General features: G+C 75.5%; 21 protein-coding genes. 9 read left to right on the top strand and 12 right to left on the bottom strand.

Annotation, left to right across the window (positions count from 1 at the left end):
- Window position 1: 1 nt before the first annotated feature.
- From ACI78Z_RS09975 to ACI78Z_RS09960, 4 genes are read right to left on the bottom strand one after another with little or no spacing between them, the layout of a single operon-like run.
- Window positions 2–532 (bottom strand): MOSC domain-containing protein, encoded by a 531-nt coding sequence (locus ACI78Z_RS09975; protein WP_457036377.1) that lies wholly within the window; start codon window positions 530–532, stop codon window positions 2–4.
- Window positions 532–1,173, bottom strand: a complete 642-nt coding sequence (locus tag ACI78Z_RS09970) for a CbiQ family ECF transporter T component (RefSeq protein WP_457036376.1) — start codon at window positions 1,171–1,173, stop codon at window positions 532–534. Before ACI78Z_RS09970 ends, ACI78Z_RS09975 begins: the two co-directional genes overlap by 1 nt.
- Window positions 1,170–1,910 carry an energy-coupling factor ABC transporter ATP-binding protein gene (locus tag ACI78Z_RS09965; protein WP_457036375.1) on the bottom strand — a complete coding sequence of 247 codons (741 nt, stop codon included), beginning with the start codon at window positions 1,908–1,910 and terminating at the stop codon, window positions 1,170–1,172. Before ACI78Z_RS09965 ends, ACI78Z_RS09970 begins: the two co-directional genes overlap by 4 nt.
- The gene (locus ACI78Z_RS09960; protein ID WP_457036374.1) at window positions 1,907–2,470 is read right to left on the bottom strand and encodes a biotin transporter BioY; all 564 of its coding nucleotides are present in this window, start codon (window positions 2,468–2,470) and stop codon (window positions 1,907–1,909) included. Before ACI78Z_RS09960 ends, ACI78Z_RS09965 begins: the two co-directional genes overlap by 4 nt.
- Window positions 2,471–3,032: 562 nt before the next feature.
- On the opposite strand from ACI78Z_RS09960, the gene ACI78Z_RS09955 reads away from it, so the two are divergent.
- Window positions 3,033–3,401 (top strand): hypothetical protein, encoded by a 369-nt coding sequence (locus ACI78Z_RS09955; RefSeq protein ID WP_457036373.1) that lies wholly within the window; start codon window positions 3,033–3,035, stop codon window positions 3,399–3,401.
- 217 nt (window positions 3,402–3,618) lie between these two features.
- On the opposite strand, the gene ACI78Z_RS09950 is transcribed toward ACI78Z_RS09955, so the two are convergent.
- The 6 genes from ACI78Z_RS09950 to ACI78Z_RS09925 form a co-directional block, all read right to left on the bottom strand.
- Entirely contained in the window at window positions 3,619–5,148 is a 1,530-nt protein-coding gene (locus tag ACI78Z_RS09950) for an ATP-binding cassette domain-containing protein (protein ID WP_457036372.1), read from the bottom strand.
- A 206-nt stretch (window positions 5,149–5,354) separates the two neighbouring features.
- Window positions 5,355–6,947, bottom strand: coding sequence for a glycoside hydrolase family 13 protein (locus ACI78Z_RS09945; RefSeq protein ID WP_457036371.1), 1,593 nt, complete (start codon window positions 6,945–6,947; stop codon window positions 5,355–5,357).
- Window positions 6,948–7,020: 73 nt separating this feature from the next.
- On the bottom strand, window positions 7,021–7,410 hold the full coding sequence (locus ACI78Z_RS09940; protein WP_457036370.1) for a globin: 390 nt from the start codon (window positions 7,408–7,410) through the stop codon (window positions 7,021–7,023).
- Complete coding sequence (locus ACI78Z_RS09935; protein ID WP_457036369.1) at window positions 7,407–8,834, bottom strand: MFS transporter; 1,428 nt, start codon at window positions 8,832–8,834, stop codon at window positions 7,407–7,409. Before ACI78Z_RS09935 ends, ACI78Z_RS09940 begins: the two co-directional genes overlap by 4 nt.
- The gene (locus ACI78Z_RS09930) at window positions 8,720–9,679 is read right to left on the bottom strand and encodes a mechanosensitive ion channel family protein (RefSeq protein ID WP_457036368.1); all 960 of its coding nucleotides are present in this window, start codon (window positions 9,677–9,679) and stop codon (window positions 8,720–8,722) included. Before ACI78Z_RS09930 ends, ACI78Z_RS09935 begins: the two co-directional genes overlap by 115 nt.
- A 121-nt stretch (window positions 9,680–9,800) precedes the next feature.
- A complete protein-coding gene (locus tag ACI78Z_RS09925; protein ID WP_457036367.1) occupies window positions 9,801–11,870 on the bottom strand; it encodes a prolyl oligopeptidase family serine peptidase in 2,070 nt (689 codons plus the stop codon).
- Between the two features lie 149 nt (window positions 11,871–12,019).
- Between ACI78Z_RS09925 and ACI78Z_RS09920 the strand changes: the two genes are divergently transcribed.
- The 4 genes from ACI78Z_RS09920 to ACI78Z_RS09905 all read left to right on the top strand — a co-directional run bounded on the left by ACI78Z_RS09920 (window position 12,020) and on the right by ACI78Z_RS09905 (window position 15,647).
- Window positions 12,020–12,625 carry an HNH endonuclease gene (locus tag ACI78Z_RS09920; RefSeq protein ID WP_457036366.1) on the top strand — a complete coding sequence of 202 codons (606 nt, stop codon included), beginning with the start codon at window positions 12,020–12,022 and terminating at the stop codon, window positions 12,623–12,625.
- A 112-nt stretch (window positions 12,626–12,737) separates the two neighbouring features.
- A complete protein-coding gene (locus tag ACI78Z_RS09915; protein WP_457036365.1) occupies window positions 12,738–13,601 on the top strand; it encodes an SCO6745 family protein in 864 nt (287 codons plus the stop codon).
- Between the two features lie 262 nt (window positions 13,602–13,863).
- The gene (locus ACI78Z_RS09910) at window positions 13,864–15,021 is read left to right on the top strand and encodes a hypothetical protein (protein WP_457036364.1); all 1,158 of its coding nucleotides are present in this window, start codon (window positions 13,864–13,866) and stop codon (window positions 15,019–15,021) included.
- Entirely contained in the window at window positions 15,012–15,647 is a 636-nt protein-coding gene (locus tag ACI78Z_RS09905; protein WP_457036363.1) for a class F sortase, read from the top strand. The genes ACI78Z_RS09910 and ACI78Z_RS09905 overlap by 10 nt, the downstream gene beginning before the upstream one ends.
- 57 nt (window positions 15,648–15,704) lie before the next feature.
- Here the strand turns inward: ACI78Z_RS09905 and kynU are convergent, their stop codons facing one another.
- Complete coding sequence (gene kynU, locus ACI78Z_RS09900; protein WP_457036362.1) at window positions 15,705–16,961, bottom strand: kynureninase; 1,257 nt, start codon at window positions 16,959–16,961, stop codon at window positions 15,705–15,707.
- A 33-nt stretch (window positions 16,962–16,994) separates the two neighbouring features.
- Here kynU and ACI78Z_RS09895 point away from each other — a divergent pair, with 33 nt between their 5' ends.
- The 3 genes from ACI78Z_RS09895 to ACI78Z_RS09885 are packed head-to-tail and all read left to right on the top strand — an operon-like array spanning window position 16,995 to window position 19,382.
- Complete coding sequence (locus ACI78Z_RS09895) at window positions 16,995–18,428, top strand: amidase (protein WP_457036361.1); 1,434 nt, start codon at window positions 16,995–16,997, stop codon at window positions 18,426–18,428.
- 38 nt (window positions 18,429–18,466) lie between these two features.
- Entirely contained in the window at window positions 18,467–18,865 is a 399-nt protein-coding gene (gene ctaJ, locus ACI78Z_RS09890; protein ID WP_457036360.1) for an aa3-type cytochrome oxidase subunit CtaJ, read from the top strand.
- Between the two features lie 52 nt (window positions 18,866–18,917).
- Window positions 18,918–19,382, top strand: coding sequence for a DUF5130 family protein (locus ACI78Z_RS09885; protein ID WP_457036359.1), 465 nt, complete (start codon window positions 18,918–18,920; stop codon window positions 19,380–19,382).
- Window positions 19,383–19,558: 176 nt separating this feature from the next.
- Here the strand turns inward: ACI78Z_RS09885 and pepN are convergent, their stop codons facing one another.
- On the bottom strand, window positions 19,559–22,111 hold the full coding sequence (pepN, locus tag ACI78Z_RS09880; protein ID WP_457036358.1) for an aminopeptidase N: 2,553 nt from the start codon (window positions 22,109–22,111) through the stop codon (window positions 19,559–19,561).
- 121 nt (window positions 22,112–22,232) lie between these two features.
- Here pepN and ACI78Z_RS09875 point away from each other — a divergent pair, with 121 nt between their 5' ends.
- Window positions 22,233–22,898 (top strand): mycothiol-dependent nitroreductase Rv2466c family protein, encoded by a 666-nt coding sequence (locus ACI78Z_RS09875; RefSeq protein ID WP_457036357.1) that lies wholly within the window; start codon window positions 22,233–22,235, stop codon window positions 22,896–22,898.
- Window positions 22,899–23,019 lie beyond the last annotated feature (121 nt).

The following is a 23,019-nucleotide window of genomic DNA, read 5'->3' as shown; positions in this document are numbered from 1 at the left end:
GTCAGACGCGCCGCGGCACCGGTCGGTCCGCGCCGGTCGGCGCACCCCGCTGCGCGGCCTCCTCGTCGGTCACCGGCCGCACCACGGCGCCCTCGGCGATCTGCGCGCCGGCGAACACCGCTGCGTTGATCCCGCCGCGGTGCACCATCGCCTTGACCAGCCGCGCTCCGGTGAGCCGCTCCAGGTGGGTGCACGGCGGGCAGCGCTTCACGCCGAACAGCAGCGCGTCGCCCACCGTGAACCAGCGCCCCACGAGCGCGGGCAGGTCGATGCCCGCGGTGACCAGGTTGCGCCGGGTGGCGCCAGGGGTCAGCGGCACGCCGACCTCGGCGGCGACCGCGGCGACGTCCGCGGTGTCGATCAGGGTCAGCTGCTTCTCCAGGTCCGGGTACTGCGCCCACGTGCCGCCGCCCAGGGCGTAGCGGTCACCCTCCAGGCCCCGGCCGGCCACCAGCCGCGCCGACGGCACCCGTCGCATCGGCGCGGCCGCCTCGCCGGTCAGCCAGATCCCGGTCAGCACGCCGCCGTCCATCACGCTCCCCTCGGCCGGCGCCCAGGCACGTCGTCCGCACCGCGCGCGTCCAGCGCCTCGCTCACGTCGTGGGCCATCTGCAGCAACTGCACCAGCAGCGGGGCGACCGTCGTCCGCAGCGCCCGCAGCCCCCGGGGCGCGCCGCCCCGGGCCGCCTGGGCCGCGCGGATCCGGTCGGCGCGCTCGATCAGCACCGGGACGAACCGCAGCGCCATCGCGAACAGCAGGCCCACCCGCTCCGGCCGCCCGCCCACCAGCCGCAGCGGCGCGCAGAGCCGCTCGACCACGCGCACCATCTCGCTCACCCGCGTCGTCGCCGTCACCACCGCCGCGGCGAGCACCAGCGTCAGCAGCCGCAGCACGGTGTGCGCACCGCTGACCACGTCGGTGGTCAACGCGTGCACGACGAAGAGCACGAGGAGGAACCACCGCAGCGCCCACGCCTGCCGGGCCAGGACGGCGACCGGCAGCCGGGCCGCCCCCAGCCCCACCACCAGCGTGCCGACGAGCGCGGACCCGGCCACCGTGGGGGTCGGCCGGGCGAAGAGCAGGACGGCGAGCGCGGCCAGGCACAGCAGCTTGGCCCCGGCCGGCAGCCGGTGCACGGGGCTGGCGACCGGCACGTACAGCGCGAGGGTCACCGGCGCTCCGCGAGGGTGCGGTAGGCGGCCACGGCCGGGCCGGGGGGAGCGTCCTCGACGACCCGTCCGCCGTCGACCACCAGCACCCGGTCGAAGCCGTCGAGCAGGTCCAGGTGGTGGGTCACCACGACCACCTGCTGCTCGAGGCCGTTGATCAGCTCGGCGACGCGGCGGGCGTTCACCAGGTCCAGCAGCGTCGTCGGCTCGTCGAAGACGATGTGGGCCGGCTGCATGACCAGCACGCCGGCGATGGCGAGCAGCTGCTTCTGGCCGCCGGAGAGCAGGTGGGCCGGGTGGTCGGCGTGCCCGGCCAGGTCGTAGCGCTCCAGCACCTCGGCGACCCGGGCGGCCCGCTCGTCCGGGGGCACGCCCTGGTTGTCCAGCCCGTAGGCGACGTCCTCGGCGACCGTCGGGTGCACGATCTGCGCGTCCGGGTCCTGGAAGACGAAGCCGACGCGGCGGCGCACCGCGCGCACCTGCGTGCGGGTGTCCAGCCCGTCGACCAGCACCTGCCCCGAGGAAGGCACCACCAGGCCGTTGAGCAGCCGGGCGAGGGTGCTCTTGCCCGAGCCGTTGGCGCCGATGACGCCGACGCGCGGCTCGGTCAGCTGCAGGTCGATGCCCTCGAGCACCACCCGGTCGCCGTACCGGTGCCCGACCCCACGGAGTTCGATGCCGCGGCCGGGTTCGGCGACGTCGGTGTCCGCGGTCGCGGCAGGGGAACGGCGGAACCTCACCGGGTGGTGGCGGTCCGGCGGGGACGTTCGATGACCGGGTAGCTGCGCCGCACGACGTCGGCGATCGCCGCTGCGGCGAAGGCCTTGAACAGGTCACCCGGGAGGAACGGGAGCGCGCCGCCGGTCAGCGCCTGACCCCACGTCAGCCCGGCGACGGCCTTGAGCACCGGCACGCCGACGGCGTAGATGACGACGATGCCGCCCACGACGTTGACCAGGGTGCCGCGCAGGACGTTGTAGCGGTCCCAGGAGCGCTCGGTCAGCCAGCCGATGACGAAGGCGGCGACCGGCCAGCTGTAGAGGTAACCGGCCGAGGTCCCGACGAAGGGTGCCAGGCCGCCGCGGCCGCCGGCCAGCAGCGGCAGGCCGACCGCCACCAGGACGAGGAACAGCAGGACGGCGAGGAAGCCGCGGCGGGCCCCCAGGACGGCGCCGGCCAGCATCACGCCGAGCGTCTGGGCGGTGATCGGCACCGGGCCGACGGGGATGGCCGGGATCGTCCCCAGCACGGCGATGACCGCCGCGAAGAGCGCGACGTAGGCGAGGTCCCTGGTCTTCACGGCAGTCTCCTCCCGGTGCACGCGATCGACCCGCGCGGCTCCCGGCGGAAGGTACCCGAGGACCGGGACCGGCCAGGCGCCCCGGGTGGGCGGGGGGCCATCGAGGACGCCGGACATCGGTGGCCGTCGGTGCCTGCGCGCTCACCTGCAGATACGGCCGCCGGTTTGCCGGGGCTGCCGGGGACGTGTTGTCTGGGTTCCTGAGCCCCTCGGCGAAGGCGGAACGACAGGCATGGCAACCGGGTGGTGGGCGTCGCTGTGGTCGTGGGGACGCTCCACGACGCACGAGCTCCCCGCGGAGCGTCCGCAGGACTCGGACCGGTTGCCCGCCACCGGGCACCGGCCCGCGCGGGCATCACCGCCGGACGTGCCTGCCGCCGTCGACGAGACGGCTGCGCACCGCGCTCCGGCCGGTGCGACGAGCGTCCGGGCGGCACCGTCGCCGCCCAGGCACTCCGCGCGCCGACAGACGTCCGGTCCGTCCGGCCGACCCGGGTCACCCCTCGACCCGGACCGCAGCACCCCGCTGCGCCTTCCCCTCCAGACGACAGGAGTCCCATCCGTGGCCCAGCTCGACAACGTCATCGCCGACCTGCTCGCGATCGAGGGTGCCAACGGCGCCGCGATCGTCGACATCGACAGCGGCATGGCCCTCGCGACCGGTGGCACCCCCGGGTTCGACCTGAACGTCGCGGCCGCCGGGAACTCGAACGTGGTGCGCGCGAAGCTGCGCACCATCCAGGACCTCGAGCTGAAGGACGAGATCGAGGACGTCCTCATCACGCTGCAGAGCCAGTACCACCTGATCAACGTGCTCCAGGGCCAGGGCAACACGGGCCTGTTCATCTACCTGGTCCTCAACCGCCTGACCGCCAACCTGGCGCTGGCGCGGCACAAGCTGCGGGCCGTCGCGGCCACCGTGAGCGTCTGACGCCGCGGTGGTGCTGTCCGGCCGGGCGCCGGGCGGCACCGCCCCGGGGTGAGCCGGCCATCGGCCCTCCTGCAGTGGCCCCGGCCCCGTCCAGGGCGCCGCTGGCCCCCTGCAGGGTCCCGCCGCGAGCTGGCGATTGGTGGGGAGCAGGGCGTCCTTCTACGAGGGGTGGGGAGGACGGGTCCTGCTCCGAGTGGCGGGGCAGGAGGGTCCTCCTTCAGGCCGCGGTGGCGGCCTCGACGATCCGCGCCCGCACGGCGTCGACGGCGAGCTCCCGGGTGTCGATCCACCGGGCGACGCGGCCGCCGGCCACGATGCCGACGCGGTCGCAGCACTCGGCCAGTTCGTCGGGGTCCACCGACACCACGACCACCGACGTCCCGTGCGCCGTCGCCTCGTCCAGCAGCCGGCGCACCTGCTGGCGGGCCCGGACGTCCAGGCCCCGGGTGGGCTCGTGCAGGACGACGACGTCCTCCGCCGAGGCCATCCACCGGGCGAGCGCGAGCTTGTGCCGGTCGCCGCCGGACAGAGCACCCACGACGGTGCGGATGCTCAGCGTCTTGACGTCGAGCCGGTGCACGGTCCTGATCACGCCGCGCAGCAGGGCGATCTCGCTGCGGACGTCGGTGAGCGCACCCCACGGCTCCTGGGTGAGCGTCCGGGCGATGGTCTCGCCGGGGTCGACCCCGTAGGCGTCGTCGTCGGGCCGGTAGGCGGGCAGCCGCAGCCCCGCTCCGCCCGCCGACGAGGCCAGCGACCGCGGCTCGCCGCGGAGCACGAGCTCGTCGCTGACGGCCGGCAGCTCCCCGGTCAGGGCGCCGGCGATCTCCTCCACGCCGGAGGAGCGGTGCCCGGTCAATCCGACCACCTCGCCCTGGCGCAGCAGCAGGTCGACCCCGTCGACCCGGCCGGGCACCCGCAGGTTGCGGACCCGCAGGGCCACGTCCTCGTCGGACGGCGCCGGCCACGTGGAGGCGTGCACCGGGGCGTCGTCCCGCCCGGACCGTGCCGCGGCCACCCGGGGTGCCGGCAGCGCCAGCGGCTCGCCCACGGTCTCCGCGGCCAGCCGGACCGGGTCCAGGCCCTCCGCCGGTCCGTCCAGGGCGATCACGCCGTCGCGCAGCACGAGCACCCGCTGGACCACGGTGAGCATCTCGGGCAGCCGGTGGCTGATGTAGAGGACGCCGCGCCCCTGCCGGCTCAGCCGGCCGGCGACGGCGTGCAGCCGAGTGACCTCCACGGGCAGCAGCGCCGCCGACACCTCGTCCAGCACGACGAGCCGGGTGTCCTCGGCGAGCACGCGCGCGATCTCCACCAGGCCGTGCAGGAAGTGCGGCAGCTCCCCGACCAGGGTGTCGGGGTCGACGTCCAGGGTGACCTCGGCGAGCAGCACCCGCGCCTGCTCGCGCAGCTCCGCCTGCGGGCGTGCGGCCTGCGGCGTGCCGCGGAACACCGCCTGCGCGACGGTCAGCGCGGGATCGATCCGGACGAGCTGCTCGACCACCCCGACGCCGAGGTGGCGAGCGTCGTCGGTCGACAGCGGCGCGTACGGGTGGCCCTGCAGCGTCATCACGCCCGAGTCGGCCGCGCTGGTGCCGGCGAGGATGTCCCCGAGGGTCGACTTGCCCGCGCCGTTGCTGCCGACGAGCCCGACGATCTCGCCCTCGGCGATGCTGAAGGAGACGTCCCGCAGGACGCGCCGGGCCCCGAAGGACTTCCTCAGGCCCTCGACCTGCAGCAGCGCCATGGGCGGGCGGGCCTCCCCCGAACAGGCCCCGACCCCGCGGTCGGAGACCGAGCTGTCAGCGTCTCCCGCGACGCTGTGTCACCACCTGGATGCTACCCGGCCCCAGCGGCGGCGCCCGCCGGAGACGGCGACCGCGGATGTGCGGGCGCGGCCCTGCAGGGACCCACCGCGAGCCCGCGAGTGGCGGGGAGGTCGGGGCCCCGGGGTCAGGCGCGGAGCCACACCGCCGTGTCCACGGGCACCACGCCACCGGCCACGTCGTCGCTGGCCAGCAGGACCTCGCCCTCGGGCAGCGGGACGTCGCCGCCCGAGACGTTGAGCAGGCAGACCAGCCCGCCGGGACGGCGGAACGCGAGGCAGCCGTCGGGTGCGGGGAGCCACTCGAGGCCCTCGCCGGCGAAGGCGGGCGACGTCCGCCGCAGCGCGAGCGCAGCGCGGTACAGCGACAGCACCGAACCGGGGTCGCCGTCCTGGGCCTCGACGGTCAGCGGTCCCCAGCCCTCGGGCATCGGCAGCCAGGTCTCCGCGCGCGAGGAGAAGCCGTACGAGGGCTCGGTGCCCGACCACGGCACCGGGATGCGGCAGGCGTCGCGACCCCGCTCGGTGTGCCCGGACCGCTCCCAGATCGGGTCCTGCAGCACCTCGTCGGGCAGGTCGACGTCGGGCATGCCGAGCTCGTCGCCGTTGTAGAGGTAGGCCGCGCCGGGCAGGGCCAGCTGCAGCAGCGCCGCGGCCCGCGCCCGGCGGGTGCCGACCTCGCCGCCGCCGTAGCGGGTCACGTGCCGCGGGCGGTCGTGGTTGGACAGCACCCAGCAGGCGGGCGCCGGCGTCCCGTCGACGGTGGCCAGCGAGTGCACGACGGCGTCCCGCAGCTCGTCGACGTCCCAGTCGGCGGTCAGCAGCGTGAAGTTGAAGGCCAGCTGCAGCTCGTCGGCGCGCAGGTACCGGGCGAGCCGGTCGTCGTCGGACACCCACACCTCGCCGACGGCCATGGTGCCGGGGTACTGGTCGAGGACGGCGCGGATCCGCCGGTGCACGTCGTGCACCCCGTCGTGGTCGAACCGGTGGTCGCCGGGGCCGTGGTCGTCGAGGAGGCCGGTGTCCTCCATCGGCTCCATGTCCGGCAGGCCGGCGGGTTTGGCCATGCCGTGGGCGACGTCGATGCGGAAGCCGTCGACACCGCGGTCCAGCCAGAACCGCATCGTGGTCTCGAGGTCGTCGAGGACCTCGGGGTTGGTGAAGTCCAGGTCGGGCTGTTCGGGCGCGAAGATGTGCAGGTACCACTGGCCGTCGTCCACGCGGGTCCACGCCGGGCCGCCGAAAACCGAGGGCCAGTTGTTGGGCGGCTCGGCGCCGTCGGGGCCGCGGCCGTCGCGGAACAGGTAGCGCGCCCGCTCCGGCGACCCGGGGCCGGCGGCCAGCGCGGCCCGGAACCAGGCGTGCCGGTCGGAGGTGTGGTTGGGCACGAGGTCGACGGTCACCCGGATGCCGAGCGCGTGCGCCTCGGCCAGCAGCGCGTCGAACCCGGCGAGGTCGCCGAAGACCGGTTCCACGTCGCGCGGGTCGGCCACGTCGTAGCCGTGGTCGGCCATGGGGGAGGGGTAGAACGGCGTGATCCACAGCGCGTCGACGCCGAGCCCGGCCAGGTGCGGCAGGCGGGCGCGGATGCCGGCCAGGTCGCCGATGCCGTCGCCGTTCCCGTCGGCGAAGCTGCGGATGTAGACCTGGTAGAAGACCGCGTCGCGCCACCAGTCCACGTCGGTGCGGCGGGCAGCGGGCAGGGACGTGTCCGGGTTCACCGAGCTCCTCGTCGTTCGTGGCCCCTCGGAGGCTCCCGCCACGAGCGCGAGTGGCAGGGGGAGAGGGGGTCCTTCAGCGGTTCTGCATGCTGTGCGCGGCCATCTCCATGTACCCCCACAGCGTGGCGTCCTGCTCGGGGGTCAGCTCCAGGGAGTCGACGGCGTCGCGCATGTGGCGCAGCCACGCGTCGCGCTCGGCGGGGCCGATGGCGAAGGGTGCGTGGCGCATCCGCAGCCGGGGGTGGCCGCGCTGGTCGGAGTAGGTGGTCGGGCCGCCCCAGTACTGCTCGAGGAACGCGCGCAGCCGGCTCTCGGCGCCCTCCCAGTCGTCCTGCGGGTACAGCGGCGCGAGCACCGGGTCGCTGCGCACGCCGGCGTAGAACCGGGCCACCAGACGCGCGAAGGTGGGCGCGCCGCCGACCTCCTCGTAGAAGGTCCGCGCCGACGGCAGGGATCGGCTCATGCCCTCGATCGTCCCCCGGCGGGTGGGGCCGGTGCCACGTGACCCTGGGTACGTCCGTAGCCGACCAGCGGCGGGACGACGGCCAGCAGGCCCAGCCCGCCGATCAGCGCGACCACGCTGCCGGCCGAGAGACCCTCGGCCGCGGCACCGGCGGCGAGCACGCCGATGCCCTGGACGCCGTACAGCCCGCTGACCGCGACCCCGAAGGCGCGGCCCCGGAAGGCCTGCGGCACCGCCTGCACGAAGGCGACGTTGAGCGGGATCGTCCAGGCCAGCCCCAGCCCGGCGAGGAACAACAGCGCGACGACGGCCGCGTAGGCGCCCTGACCGGGCGCCCCCCACACGGTGACCAGCCCCGCCACCAGGATCGGGGCCAGCGACGCGGCGACGAGCGACGGCACCAGCTGCTCGCGGCGCTGCTGGGTGAGCCCGCGGGCGACCAGCAGCCCGCCCACGGTGACCCCGGCGGGGTTGGCCGCGAGCAGGACGCCGACCTGCGCCGCGCCCTGGCCGAGCTGCGCGACCAGCGGCGCGGCGATGCCCTCCGGGGCGTTGGCGAAGAGGGTGCCCACCCAGGTGACGGCGATGATCGCCCGCAGCCGCGGCGTCCGGCCGATCAGCCGCAGCCCCTCGCCCGCGTCCCGCCACATCGAACGGGGGGTCCCGGCGTCGCCGCCGTCGTCCGGGGCCGGACGGCGCTGCAGCCGCGCCCACAGCCAGACGGCGGAGAGGGCGAACGTGGCCGCGTCGATGAGCAGTGCCGCGGACGGGTCCAGCACGGCGACGAGCGTGCCGCCCACCACGAACCCCAGGACCTGGGCCACCTGGGAGCCCACGTTGGTCAGGGACGTCGCCAGCGCGTACCGGTCGCCGTCGAGGACGTCGGCCATGAGCGCCGACCGGGCGGACTCGAACGGCGGCCCGCACACGGCCACGACGAACAGCAGGCCCAGCAGCACCGGCAGCGGCGTGCCCGGGACCGCCATGAGGGCGACCAGCAGCGCGCGGGCGACGTCGGTGGCGATGAGCACCTGGTGCCGGGGGAACCGGTCGGCGAGGGTCGACAGCAGCGGCCCGCCGAGCAGCCACGGCAGGTAGCTGATCGCGAAGGTGACCGCCGACAGCAGCGGCGAGTCGGTGCGCTGGTAGACCAGCACGGTCAGCGCGACGCGGGCCAGCTCGTCGCCGATGGTGGACAGCAGGTACGTGCCGAACAGCGGCCGGAACTCACCGACGCCGAACAGCCCGCGGAAGGTCGCCGGGCGCGGGGCGGCGCCGCCCGGGCTCCCGCCGGCCGGCGCGGTGCCGCTCAGGGGGCTCCCGCCGGCGCGCCGGCCGCCGACAGCAGCGGCAGCGGCGTGCGGATGCCCTCGGCGACGAAGCGCTCCTTGAGCCGCATGCGCAGCTCGCGGCCGACCCGCCACTGGTCGGCGTTGGTGGTGCGGACCTGCAGACGCATGACGACGCCCTCCGCGGTGATCTGCTCGGCACCGAGGGACTCCGGCTCGGCCAGCAGGACCGGCGCCCACTCCTCCTCGCCGTACATCGCGTCGGCCACCTCCTGCATGACCGCCCGGCAGCGCTCGAGGTCGGTGTCGTGGGCGACCGGCATGTCGATGACCACCTGGGCGTAGCCCTGGCTCTTGTTGCCCACCCGCAGGATCTCGCCGTTGCGGGCGTACCAGACCACGCCGTTGACGTCGCGCAGCCGGGTGATGCGCAGGCCCACGGCCTCGACGGTGCCGCTGGCCTCCCCGAGGTCGACGACGTCCCCCACGCCGTACTGGTCCTCGAGGATGATCCCGATCCCGGCGATGAAGTCCTTGACCAGGTTCTGCGCGCCGAAACCCAGCGCGACGCCGACCACACCGGCGCTGGCCAGGATCGGGGCGAGGTTGATGCCCAGCTCGCCGAGCACCAGCACCACCGCGATGGCCAGCACCACGATGGAGGCGCAGCTGCGCAGCACCGACCCGATCGCCTCGGCCCGCTGGGTGCGGCGCGCGGTCAGCTGCTCCGCGCCCTCCCCGAGAGCGGTGGCGCGCAGCCGCCGGGCCCGCAGGATCGACGGCAGCGGTCCCACGGCGGTGGTGTCGGTGAGCCGGCGGATGGCCCGGTGCGCCAGGTACCGCGCCAGCACGGCGACCACGACGATCAGCAGGATCCGCGCCGGCGTGGCGATCAGGGCCTGCGCGTTCTCGGCCAGCCACTCGGCCCCGGACCACTCGTAGACCTGCTGGCAGAGCCAGTAGTCGGCACAGTCGGGCATCGAGTCGGATCCGCCGTCTGCGGCGGCGATCACGGACGGTGAAGCAGTCATCACGCCGATACTCTCAGGTGCCAGAAGAGCACGGCAGGGTTCCCGCGCGTGGCGCGGCGCACGATCCGGGTCAACCGCCCAGGCCGGTGTGCGCGGCGAGGAAGGCCAGCTGGTCGGCGGCCAGCCCGACGGTGCGGCTGACCGCCCGGGCGCCGTGCCCGACCGAGGTCTCCCGCCGCAGCAGGACCGGGGCGTCGGACGACGTGGCGTGCTGCAGCGCCGCGGCCAGCTTCCGAGCGTGCAGCGGGTCGACCCGCGTGTCGGACTCGAAGGTCGTGAACAGCACTGCCGGGTAGGCCGCGCCGTCGGTGACCCGGTGGTAGGGCGAGTAGCCCAGCAGCCAGCCGAGCTGGGTGGGGTCCTCGGCCGTGCCGTACTCGTCGTTCCAGGTGCGGCCCAGGCCGAAGCGCTCGTAGCGGACCATGTCCAGCAGCGGGGCGCTGCAGACGACGGCGGCCGCGAGGTCCGGGCGCTGGGTGAGGGTGGCGCCGACCAGCAGGCCGCCGTTCGAGCCGCCCATCACCGCCAGCTGCGCGTGCGTCGTCCACCCCTCGGCGACCAGGTGCTCCCCGGCCGCGGCGAAGTCGTCGAACACGTTCTGCTTGCGCTCCCGCATGCCGGCGCGGTGCCACTCCTCGCCGTGCTCGGAGCCGCCGCGCAGGTTGGCCACCGCCCACACGCCGCCGGCCTCCACCCAGGCCAGGGCCTGCGCCGAGTAGGCCGGGCTGAGGGCGACGTTGAAGCCCCCGTAGCCGTAGAGCACCGTGGGTCGCGGCCGGTCCGGGGCGCCGGCCGGCGAGAGCACGAACAGGTGCACCGGCGTCCCGTCGGCGGAGGTCGCGTGCGTCTCCACGACCTGCACCGCGGGCACCGCGCCGGCCACCGGCGCCTGCTCCCAGCTCGCCACCCGCGCCGGGTCGGTGGCGTCCCAGCGCAGCACCGAGGGCGGGCTCGAGAAGTCGGTGAACCCGATCCAGGCCGTGCTGCCGCCCTCGGGGGGCGCGCTCACGCCGGAGACGCTGCCCGGGGGGAGGGCGGTCACGTCGGCCACCCGGCCGGTGCCGTCCGCGGCCCAGAGGGAGAGCCGGTCGGTGGCGTCCACCGAGTGCACGGCGAGCACCTGCAGCCCGCCGTCCGGGCCGTCGACGAGGGCGACGTCGGTGAGGACGCCGTCCTCCTGCTGCGGGACGACGTCCCGCCAGGCCGCGGGCGCCCAGGTGGCCGGGTCGGCCGGGTCGGTGACGGCGAGCCGCCAGCGCGGGGTGCCGCGGTCGCTCATCAGCCAGAGCCGGCCGTCGCGGGCCACCCAGGCCGCGGTCTGCGCGTCGACGCCCACCTGCAGCGCGCGCAGCGCGCCGTCCCCGGCCAGGTCGGCCAGCCAGACGTCGTCGCGCGGCGCGGTGCCCACCGAGGCGGAGACCACGAGCCAGCGGCCGTCGCGGCTGGTGTGGGCGCCGAAGTAGGTGGCCGGGTCGCTGCCCTCGCCGTGCACGAGGACGTCGCCGTCGGCGTCGGCGCCCACCCGGTGACGCCAGACCCGCCGGTGGAACTGCTCCTCGCCCGTGGGCACCCGGTCGGGGGCCAGGCGGCGGACGTAGAACAGCTCCTCGCCGCCCGGCAGCCAGGCGACGGGGGAGTAGCGGCAGCGGTCGATGGGCCCGTCGAGCTGCTCACCGGTGGCCACGTCCAGCACGTACAGCCGTGACTCCTCGTCGCCGCCGGTGGAGAGCTGGTAGGCCAGCCGGTCGCCCTCCCAGGACGGCGACCAGGCGTCGAGGGTGGTCGTGCCCGCGGGGTCGACCGCCATCGGGTCGACCAGCACGCGCTCGCTGCCGTCGGGCTCGCGCACCCGCAGCACCGCGTGCTCCTGCCCGGGGTCGCGCCGGGTGGAGAAGGCCCGGCCGGCGCGCCAGACCGGGACGCCGACGGCGCCGGCGTGCACCAGCTCGGCCAGGCGGGCGGCGAAGCGCTCGCGCAGCGGCAGGACGGCCAGCGCCGCGGCGGTCAGCTCGTCCTGGGCGGCGGTCCAGGCGGCCGTCCGCGGGTCGGCGGGGTCCTCGAGCCAGCGGTAGGGGTCGGCGACGGCGTGTCCGTGCAGGTGCTCGACCAGGTCGAGCCGGGGGGCCTCGGGGTAGCGCACGCGGCCCACGGTAGTGAGCACCGGGGCGGTCGCCCCCGGCCCGTCCGCCGACTTCCCGGGAGCGCGCGAGCGCGGTCGCAGGCCAGAATGGGAGCGCCCACGGGTCGCACTGCACCCGGCGCGCGGCCCCGGGCGCTCGGAGGTGCCCCGTGCCGCGTATCGCGTCCGGGTCGTCCGCAGGCCATCCAGGTCCGCGGCGCGACCACCACTCCCATCCGACGACCCCTGTCCCGGCACGGTCCACCGCCGCCGCGACCCTGCTGCTCAACGCCACCTACGAGCCGCTGTGCGTGGTCTCCAGCCGCCGCGCCATCGTCCTCGTGCTCGCCGACAAGGCGGTCTCGGTGCACAGCGCGCCCGAGGAGGTGCACGCCGAGACGGTGGTCCTGCCCGTTCCGGTGGTGGTGCGCCTGACCCGCTACGTCCGGGTGCCGTACCCCGCCCAGGTGCCGCTGTCGCGGCGCGCGGTGTTCCACCGGGACGCCTCCACCTGCGTCTACTGCGGCGGCTCGGCGACCAGCATCGACCACGTCGTGCCGCGCAGCCGCGGGGGCACGCACACGTGGGACAACGTCGTGGCGGCCTGCCGGCGGTGCAACCACACCAAGGCCGACCGGTCGCTGGCCGAGCTCGGCTGGAAGCTGCCGCACCCGCCGCGCACCCCCAGCGGCGCGGCCTGGCGGCTGCTCGGCGCGCGCACCGTCGACCCGCGCTGGCGGGAGTGGCTGGGCATGCCGGAGAGCGTGTCGGCATGAGAGAGGACCCCCTGCCCCCCGCCACTCGGGGAAGGGCCCCGTCCTCCCCACCCCTCGCAGGCGCGGGGCGGTGCGCTGGACGGGGCCGGGGCCCCTGCAGGGGGCCGGGGCGGTGACCTCACCAGCGACGGCCCGGCGGCTGTGGGCGCTGGGCGAGCCGTTCCACGCCCTCACCTACTTCGCCGACGAGTGCCGGACGGCGGCCGAGGCGACGGGCCTGCACGGCTTCTGGCGAGCCTACTTCGCCATGCGCGCGGCGCCGCTGGGCCCGGTCGGCGCGGAGGTGGTGACGGCGACGTTCTACAACTTCGCGCCGGCGTTCGTGGCCCGCCGCGTGCCGGAGGTGTGGGAGGCCGCCGGACCGCCCGCGGTGCTCCACGCGCGGCTGGCCGGGGTGGACGCCGCGGTGCGCCGAGCTCCGGGGGAGGAGTGGCTGAGGTCCGCCCAGGCGGTGGAACTGGCCGGGCTGCTCACCGCGGCCGCAGCCGCGGTGGACGCCCCGGGCCGCCCGCTCGCGGCGGCCAACGCCGGGCTGCCCGTGCCCGCCGAGCCCCACCTGGCCGTCTGGCAGTCGCTCACCACCCTGCGCGAGCACCGCGGCGACGGGCACAACGCCGCGCTGCTGCAGCGCGGGATCTCCGGGGTCGGCGCCCACGTGCTGGCCGCCGCGGCCGGGCGGACGGCGCGGGAGTGGCTGACCCGGGCCCGCGGGTGGGACGACGCGGCGTGGGACGACGCGGCCGAGGAGCTCGCCACCCGCGGCTGGCTGGCCCGCGGGGAGCTCACCGCGGAGGGCGCCGCGATCGTCGCCGCGCTGGAGGCAGACACCGACCGGCTGGCACTGGGCCCGTGGCAGGAGCTGGGCGACGTCCGTTGCGACCGCGTCGCCGAACTGCTGGGACCGGTGCGCCGCGCCGTCGTGGCGGCCGGGCTGTGGCCGGAGGCGAACCCGATCGGCGCGCCCGACCCGGGCTGACCTCCGGTGCGCAGGCGCTGTCGAGGTCTGGTGCCGGATCGCTGTCCCGGCGTCGAGATCTGACACCGGTCGTGGCTCCGCGTCGCCCCTCGCCGGTCAGGAGCTGACGAAGGAACCGGCATCTCAGGTCACACACAGGTCACGCCGTGCCACACCTGACTCGTGTGGCGAGCCTTGTACTCAGCAGAACCCGATGGTCACGTTACGTTCCCGCGGCAGTCAGCGCCGCTGGGGTGCTGCGGTCGCCGGAAGGTGTCCTCCCATGTCAACCACCACCCGCACCCGCCGGCCGCAGGTGCAGCGCCTCGGCCTCGCCGGTATCGGTTCGGCCCTCCTGCTGGTCGGCATCGCGTCTCCCGCCGTCGCCGCCACCGGCGTCGTGATCCCGCTCGAGCCGTCCGAGGTCGCGCTCAGCGCCTTCCCGGTCGAGAACCTCGGCGGGTCCATGGACCCCATGGCCGACCAGGCCGCCGGCGTCCTCACGCCCGTGCCGGTGCAGTACAGCGGCACGATCACCGTGGACCTGCCCTCAGAGCTCGACGGCTCGGCGGCACTCGAGGCCGAGCTCGTCTTCGACGACAACGGCGACGGCACCCCGGAGGCGACGTACTCCTCCCAGTTCGCGCCGAGCAACCCGAACTACCTGGCCGTGGCGGCCACCGCCGGCAGCGTCACCGTCACCCTGCCGGCCGACGACCCGATCGCCGGAGACGAGGCCGACCTTCTGATCCAGCCGGTCACCGACACCCTCGGCTCGGGCTTCACGTTCTTCGACCCGGTCTTCTACAGCCTCGGCTTCGACTCCGCCGCGCCCGCCGCGGTGACCGTCCAGCCCGAGCTGGCCGCCTTCTCGCAGATCCCCTGCGGGATCACGTCCGGCGAGCGGTGCCCCTTCCCGACCCCGGTGACCGTGGGTTCGGCCGTCACGCTCGACCTCACCGCCGGTTCCCTGCTGCGCGACCTCGGCCTGAGCGACCTCACCGGCGTGCTCGTCGGCCTGCAGCAGCTGGACGCCGACGGCTTCCCGACCGGCGCGCCTGCGGAGCTCACCGCTCAGGTCAGCGGCTCGACGGCGTCGGTTCCCATCCCGGCCGGCACCGCCCCCGGCTCCTACTACCTCGTGGTCGCGCAGCAGACGCCGACCGGCGGCATCTCGGTCTTCACCGTCGAGCTCACCCTGGTCGCCGAGGCTGCGCCGGTCGTCCCGCCGGCCGCGGCGCCGACCACCCCGGCCGCCGCCCCCGCGGTGGTCAACGCGGGCCTGCGCTCCAACACGGGCGTCGAGGCGGTCGAAACGGGTTCCACCGGGACCGTCGCGATCGCCGCGGGTGCCGGGATGCTCGTCCTCGCGGGCGCGGGTGGCGTCGCCGTCGCCCGCACCCGTCGTCGTCCGGCGGCCGAGGGCGGCACGTGCGCCTGACCCGACAGAGTCGGCGCACCGCTGCCGTCGCGGCGGTCCTCACCCTCGGCGTCGCCGGGGGCACGGTGCTCGCCGTCGGCCTGACCGGCGGCGAGCAGCCGGCCGCGGCACCGCCGCACGTCGAGGAGGCGCAGCCCACGCTGCCGCCCGAGGGGGTGGTCCTGCCGACGCCCTCGTCCGACGTGCACGTGGCCATCCCCGCGCTCGACATGGACCTGCCGGTCCTGCCGCTGAACCCGCGGAACGGGACGATCAACCCGCCGACGCTGACCGCCGCTTACTGGCTCGACCCGTACGGCGACCCGGTCGGCAGCGCCGAGCAGGCGGACAACACCCTCTACCTCGCGGCCCACTCGACCGGAACCGGCGAGTACGGCTTCGACCCGCTGATGGAGACCGACGGCGGCGGCAGCACGCTCGAGGCGGGCGACGTCATCGAGGTGAGCACGCCGCAGGGCACGGTCGGCTACACCGTCGAGCGCACCGAGCGGTACGCCAAGGGCGAGCTGCCCGCGGCCACCGAGGTGTGGGAGGCCGCGCCGGGCCGGCTGGTGCTCATCACCTGCTTCCAGCGGGGTGGTGGCCGGGCCTCGACCGAGAACCTCGTCGTCTTCGCCGAGGCATGAGACAGGACCCCGTCCTCCCACCCTCGCAAGCTCGGGGCGGGCCCCGGGACGGGGCCGCTAGGTGACGCGGGAGCGCACGGTGGGGTACCCCTCGTGCGCTCCGCTGGCCAGCACCTCGCGGACGCGCGCCATCGCGTCCCAGACGTCGACGAAGCGGGTGTAGAGCGGCGCGGGGCCCAGCCGCACGCGGTCCGGCGTCCGGAAGTCCGGGACCACGCCCCGGTCGACCAGCGCCTGGGTGAGCTGCCAGGCGGCCGGGGAGGCGAGGGTCACGTGCGAGCCGCGGCGCCCCGGATCGCGGGGCGAGGCCAGCGCAACGCCGTGCGGCGCCAGCCAGGCGTCCGCGAGCGCGACGACGAGCTCACCGAGCGCCCGGCCCTTGGCCGCCAGCCGGTCGACCCCGGCCTCGGTCACCAGGCGGGCGCCCACCTCGACCGCGGCGAGGGCCAGCACCGGCGGCGTCCCGACGGCGAAGCGCTCGATCCCCGGCACCGGGTCGTAGGCCGGGCCCATGGCGAACTGGTCCCGCTGGCCGAACCAGCCCCAGATCGGCTGTCGCAGCTGCTCCTGCAGCTCGCGGCGCACGTGGAGGAAGGCCGGCGAACCGGGCCCGCCGTTCAGGTACTTGTAGGTGCACCCGACGGCCAGGTCCACCCCGTTCGCCGCCAGGTCGACCGGCACCGCACCGGCGGCGTGCGAGAGGTCCCACAGCACCAGGGCGCCGACCTCCCGCGCCGCCCCGGTCACCGCCGCGACGTCGGCCAGGGCGCCGGAGCGGTAGGCGACCGCCGACAGGACGACGACGGCGACCCGCTCGTCCAGCGCCGCGGCCAGCACCGCCGGGTCCAGCCCCTCGTCGACGTCGGCCGGGACCTCGCGCACCGTCATCCCGCGTGACTGCGCCACTCCCGCGACGACGTAGCGGTCGGTGGGGAAGTCGTCGGCGCAGCAGACCAGCACGTCCCGGCCCGGGCGGGCGTCGGCGGCGGCGACCAGCAGCTTGTACAGGTCCACCGTGGTCGAGTCGCCCACCAGGACCTCGCCGGGCCGCGCGCCGAGCACGCCCTCGGCCAGCAGGTCGCCGACCCGGGTGGCGGCGCCGATCCACGACGACCAGGAGCGCACCAGCCCGCGCGCCCACTCCTCCTCGACCACCCGGGCGAGCGCGGCCGGCGTCTCCACCGGCATCCGCCCGAGCGAGTTGCCGTCTAGGTAGAGCAGCCCGTCCTCCCCGGCGCCGGCGAACCGGGCGCGGAAGGCGGCCAGCGGGTCGGCGGCGTCGAGGGCCTCGGCGGCCGCGCGGGTCAGGTCCACGCCCTCGTGTCTACCCGTCTAGCGTCCGTCCCCGTGATCTCGGGGACCCACCTGCACGACCTGACCGCGCTCGAGCAGGCCGCCGCCGTGCGAGCGCGGCAGGTGAGCCCGGTGGAGCTGGTGGAGCACGCGCTGGCCCGCATCGAGGCCCTCGACGCGCGGCTCGGCGCCTTCCTCACCGTGACCCCCGAGCGCGCCCTGGCCGCGGCCCGCCGTGCCGAGCGCCGGGTGCGCAGCGGCGGCGAGCTGCCGCCGCTGCTCGGCGTCCCGACGGCGGTCAAGGACCTCAACAACACCGCCGGCGTCCGGACGACGTTCGGCAGCACCGTCCTCGCCGCCAACGTGCCCACCGTCGACGACGCGGTGGTGACCCGGCTGGCCGACGCCGGGACCATCAGTCTCGGCAAGACGAACACACCCGAGTTCGGCTTCCCCTGCTACACCGACAACGCGCTGGCCGGCCCGGCGCGCTGCCCGTGGGACCCCACCCGGCTGGCCGGCGGCTCCAGCGGAGGAGCGGCGGTCGCGGTCGCGGCCGGCATGCTGCCGTTCGCGCAGGGCAGCGACGGCGGCGGGTCGATCCGGATCCCGGCGAGCATCAACGGGCTGGTGGGGATCAAGCCGACCCGCGGCCGGGTGAGCAACGCGCCGTACGGCGGCGACGTGACGGGGCTGGGCACCAGCGGCCCGCTGGCCCGCACCGTCCGCGACGCCGCGGCGATGCTCGATGCGATGGCCGGACCGGTCACCGGGGACCCGGCCTGGGCGCCGCCGCTGCCGCCGGGGGAGAGCTTCCTCGGCGCGGCCGACCGGCCGCCCGGCCGGCTGCGGATCGGCCGGTACCTGGAGTCGCCCGTGGCCGACGCGGGGCTGGAGCCGGAGGTGCAGGCGGCGTTCGACGACGCGGCCCGCCTGCTCGAGGGCCTCGGCCACGAGGTGGACGACGTGCCGCCCGGCCTGCTCGGCCCCCACGTCCTCGGCGCCTTCGAGCGGGTCTGGAGCCTCTCGGGCACGCTGCTGCCGGTGCCGTCGGAGCGGGTCGGCGAGCTGCGGCCGCTCACCCGGGAGCTGCGGGCCCGGGGGCTCGCGCTGTCGGCGCAGCAGGCCATGGAGGCGCTCACCGCGCTGCGGCTGTTCGCCCGCCGCTTCGTCACCGCCACCGCCGGCTACGACGTGCTGCTCGCGCCGGTGACCACGATGACGCCGCGGCCGCTGGGCTGGTTCGACACCGACGGGGACGGCGCGGCGGACTTCGAGCGGCAGAAGCGCTACGCCGCCTTCACCGCGGTCTTCAACGTCACCGGCCAGCCGGCGGTGAGCGTCCCGCTGCACTGGACCGCCGACGGGCTGCCGGTCGGGACGATGCTCGTCGGGCGCCCGGCCGACGAGGTCACGCTGATCGCGCTGGCCGCGCAGCTGGAGGCCGCCCGCCCCTGGGCGCACCGCCACCCGCCGTCCTGGGACTGATCATGAGAGCAGCGGCGGCTGCCGGTAGGTTGAGGGGCGTGACCGTCGTCGAGACCATCCTCGTCTACGCGGTGGCCCCGCTGGCCGTGGTGGCCGTCCTGGCCCTGCTCACCCTCGTCCCCGGACGGCCGAAGAAGGCGCGCTACAAGCCCGGCCAGCCGTGGCAGCACGAGCCGGTCTGGTACGAGCCGCACCCGGTGGGCGGTGGCGGCCACGGCCCCACCGCGGCGCACGGCCCGGCCGCCGTCCCCGGTGACGGCACCACGGCGCTGGGCTCGTCGATGTACCCGGAGCAGCACGGCCCGGGTGCCCCCGGTCAGTCCGGCGCGTACGGCGGGGGCGACTCGCACGGCGCCACCAGCGCGCGCGCCCTGGCCGCCGGGCCCTCGGCCGCGGCCGCCGCGCGGCCCTTCGGCGGCGCGCGCGGCACCTGGTGACCGGCGTCAGCGCCCACAGCAACGCCCCTGAGACCCCCCACGGAGGCCGGAGATGACCCGCGTGCTCGAAGGGACGTCGCACGACACCGCGACGTCCGCCGGCACCATGGCGACGCGCACCGACGAGGCCGAGGCCCCGGACTCGGTCTTCAGCTACCGCGAGCTGCTGCGCCTGGACGAGGCGCTGACCATGTCCTCCCGGGAGACCGGGCTGCGCTTCACCCTCTACATCGGTGACCTCGGCGCCCAGACCCGGGCCCGCGCGGAGGAGCTCTTCGAGCGCGCCGGGCACGACCTGCCGGAGTCGGTGCTGATCGCCGTCTCGCCCGGCCAGCGGGTCGTGGAGGTCGTCACCGGTGCCGCGGCCGCGCGCCGGCTGCCCGACCGCGCCTGCGCGCTAGCCGTGCTGTCGATGACCAACGCGTTCGCCTCCGGCGACCTGGTGGGCGGCATCGTCAACGGCCTGCGCCAGCTGTCGGACCAGGCCGGCCACCCGCGGGGGCTGCGCACGCACTGAGCACCTCGACGCCCTACCGGCCGACACCGCGACCAGGCGCCGTCCCCGGTTGCCGTTGAGCCGCCCCTGTCCTTCGTCGGGGGACCCTTCGGGCCCCCGCTCCTCAGGACACCGCGTTGTACGCGAGAGGTCCAGGACCTGACCGGTCGGGGGCCTCTCGCGGACAACGTCCTGGTTCAGTCGCTCGCCGCGGCGTCCCGTTCCCGCGCGCGCAGCGACCGGGCGATCCCGTCGCGGCCCTCGGCGACCAGCCGGCGCAGCGGCGCGGGGTGGTCGTCCCCGGCCAGCCACGCGTCGGCGGCCTGCACCGTGCGCAGCTCGACCACCGGCGGGAACAGGTACTGCACCGCGTTCTTCGCGATCTCGCCGGGACGGCGGTCCCACAGCGGGCGGATGTCGGCGAAGTACCGCTCGACGTAGCCGGCCGTGAGCGCCCGCTGGGCCGGGTGCCAGAAGCCCTGCAGCATCGCCTCGTGGACCGCGTTGGGGATGCCGTCGTCGGTGAAGGCCCGGGTCCAGGCCTCCTCCTTGGCCTCCGTCGTCGGCCGCAGTGCCCGCGCGGTCGCGGCCCGCCGGGCGCCGGTCGCGGTGGCGTCACGGGCCTCCTCGGCGTCGATCTCGGCGTCCCCAGCCGCGCCGATGGCGACCAGTCCGTTCAGGAAGGCCCAGCGGGCGTCGGCGTCGACCGGCAGCCCCTCGACCACCCGCGAACCGTCGAGCAGCCCGCGCAGCACGGCGGCGTGCTCCTCGGTGCGGGCGGCGGCGGCGAAGGTGCGCGACCACTGCAGCTGGGTGTCGCTGCCCGGCTCGGCGGCCTCCAGCGCGGCCAGCGCCTTGTCGGCCAGCGCCCGCCAGCCGGTCTCGGCCCAGCGTGGGTCGGCGTAGTTGGCCAGCGCCGACTGCACGCGGGCCAGCAGCGACTGGACGACGCTGATCTCGGTCTCGGCGTCCACCCCGGCCAGCACCAGCGCCACCCAGTCGCGCGCCGGCAGCTCGGCGTCCCGGGTCATGTCCCACGCCGCCGACCAGCACAGCGCGCGCGGCAGCGGGTCAGGGATGGTCCCGATCGCCTCCTGCAGGGTGGCCAGCGACCGCTCGTCGAGCCGCAGCTTGGCGTAGGTCAGGTCGTCGTCGTTGACCAGCACCAGGTCCGCCGCGGGGTGCCCGGCGAGCTCGGCGACCTCGGTGAGCTTGCCGTCGACGTCCAGCTCGACCCGGGTGCGGCGGGTCAGTCCCTCGGGGCCCTTGTCGTAGAGGCCGACGGCCAGCCGGTGCCGGCGCAGCACCGGGTGCTCGGGGACGGCGGTCTGCGCGATGGCGAACCGGCGGTAGCGGCCGTCGTCGGACAACTCGAGGACCGGCCGCAGCGTGTTGACCTGGCTGGTCTCCAGCCACTGGCGCGACCACGCGGTCAGGTCGCGGCCGGTCGCCTCCGACAGCGGGTCGAGCAGGTCGGCCAGCGTGGTGTTGCCGAACGCGTGCTCGCGGAAGTAGCGGCGGATGCCGGCCAGGAACTCGTCGCGGCCGACGTAGGCCACCAGCTGCTTGAGCACCGAGGCGCCCTTGGCGTAGGTGATGCCGTCGAAGTTCACCTCGACCGCGGCGACGTCGACCATGTCGGCGGCGATCGGGTGGGTCGAGGGGAGCTGGTCCTGCGCGTAGGCCCACGCCTTCTCAGTGTTGGCGAACGTCGTCCACGCGGTCGTGTACTCGGTGGCCTCGGCCTGGCACAGCGTGGAGATGTAGGTGGCGAAGGACTCGTTGAGCCACAGGTCGTCCCACCAGCGCATGGTCACCAGGTCGCCGAACCACATGTGCGCCAGCTCGTGCAGCACCGTCTCCGCGCGCCGCTCGTAGCGCGCCCGGGTCGCCTTGGACCGGAAGACGTAGTCCTCCAGGAAGGTCACCGCGCCGGCGTTCTCCATCGCCCCGGCGTTGAACTCCGGCACGAAGAGCTGGTCGTACTTGTCGAACGGGTACGGGTAGTCGAAGACCCGCTGGAAGAAGTCGAAGCCCTGCTTGGTGACCCGGAACAGCTCCTCCGGGTCGAGATACCGGGCCAGCGAGGCGCGGCAGTACAGCCCCAGCGGGATGCCCTCGTGGGAGTCGGTGACCCGGGCGTAGGGGCCGGCGACCAGCGCGAGCAGGTAGGTCGACAGCCGCTCCGTCGGCGCGAAGTGCACCAGCTGCGAACCCCCGGCCCCGGCCTCGATGGTGCGCTCGCCGGTGTTGGAGACGACCTGCCAGTCGAACGGCGCGGTCACGTGGACGGTGTAGGTGGCCTTGAGGTCGGGCTGGTCGAAGCAGGCGAACACCCGCTTGGCCTCGGCCGGCTCGAAGTGCGTGTAGAGGTACACCTGCCCGTCCTCGGGGTCGACGAAGCGGTGCAGCCCCTCGCCGGAGTTGGAGTACCGGCAGTCGGCCTCGACGACGAGGGTGTTGTCCTCGGCCAGCCCCGGCAGCGGCAGGCCGCCCTCCTCCGTGTAGCCGGCGACGTCGAGCGGCTTGCCGTTGAGCGTGGCGGAGCGGACGGTCTCCGCGACCAGGTCGATGAAGGTGTCCGCGCCGGGCTCGCGGCAGGTGAACCGCACCGTCGTCGTCGACCCGAACGTGTGCTCGCCGGGGTGCCCGGCGCCGTCGGTCAGGTCGAACTGGACGTCGTAGCTGTCCACCGCAAGCAGTCGGGCGCGGGCAGCGGCGTTCTCGCGGGTCAGGTTGGGTGCGGCCACGCAGGGCAGCTTCCCACGGCACCCCGACACGCCCGGAGACCGGACGGCCGAGGGAACAACGACCCCGCCGCCGGGCTTGCCAGCTGCAGAGACCGATCCCCGTCATCGAGGAGCAGAACGCATGACCGAGGCAGTGCAGAGCGCGCCGGTGAAGGCCCGCGTGGACTTCTGGTTCGACCCGCTGTGCCCCTGGGCGTGGCTGACCAGCCGCTGGGTGCTGGAGGCGGCCAAGGTCCGCGACATCGACCTGCACTGGCACGTCATGTCCCTGGCGGTGCTCAACCGCGGCCGGGACCTGCCGGAGGAGTACCAGGAGATGATGACGAAGGCGATCGGCCCGGTGCGGGTGGCGATCGCCGCGGCCCAGCAGCACGGCGACGCGGTCCTCGGCGACCTCTACACGGCCATGGGGACGCTGCGCCACCACGAGGGGCTGGAGCTCGACGAGCTGATCGCCCCGGCACTGGAGCGCGTCGGCCTGCCGGCGTCGCTCGCCGAGGCGGCCACCTCCACCGAGTACGACGAGGCCCTGGAGAAGAGCCACCACGAGGGCATGGACCCGGTCGGCGACGACGTCGGCACCCCGGTCATGCACATCGACGGCGTGGCGTTCTTCGGCCCGGTCATCAGCCGGGTGCCCACCGGTGAGGACGCCGGCAAGGCCTTCGACGGCGCCGTCCTGCTGGCCAACCTGCCCGACTTCTGGGAGCTCAAGCGCACCCGGCTCTCCGGCCCCGACATGGACTCCGTGCCGGCCGACGCGCTCCAGCTGACCGGCCGCCGCTGACCCCTCTCCCGGGGGGGGGGGGGGGGGGGGGGGGGGGGGGGGGGGGGGGGGGGGGGGGGGGGGGGGGGGGGGGGGGGGGGGCCGCGGGCGGGGGCGCTCCGGGGCGCGGGCGGCGCGCGCG

Source organism: Geodermatophilus sp. SYSU D01176, assembly GCF_054050015.1.
The sequence above is the reverse complement of the archived record's forward strand: the minus strand, read 5'-3'. Positions and strand labels throughout refer to the sequence as shown.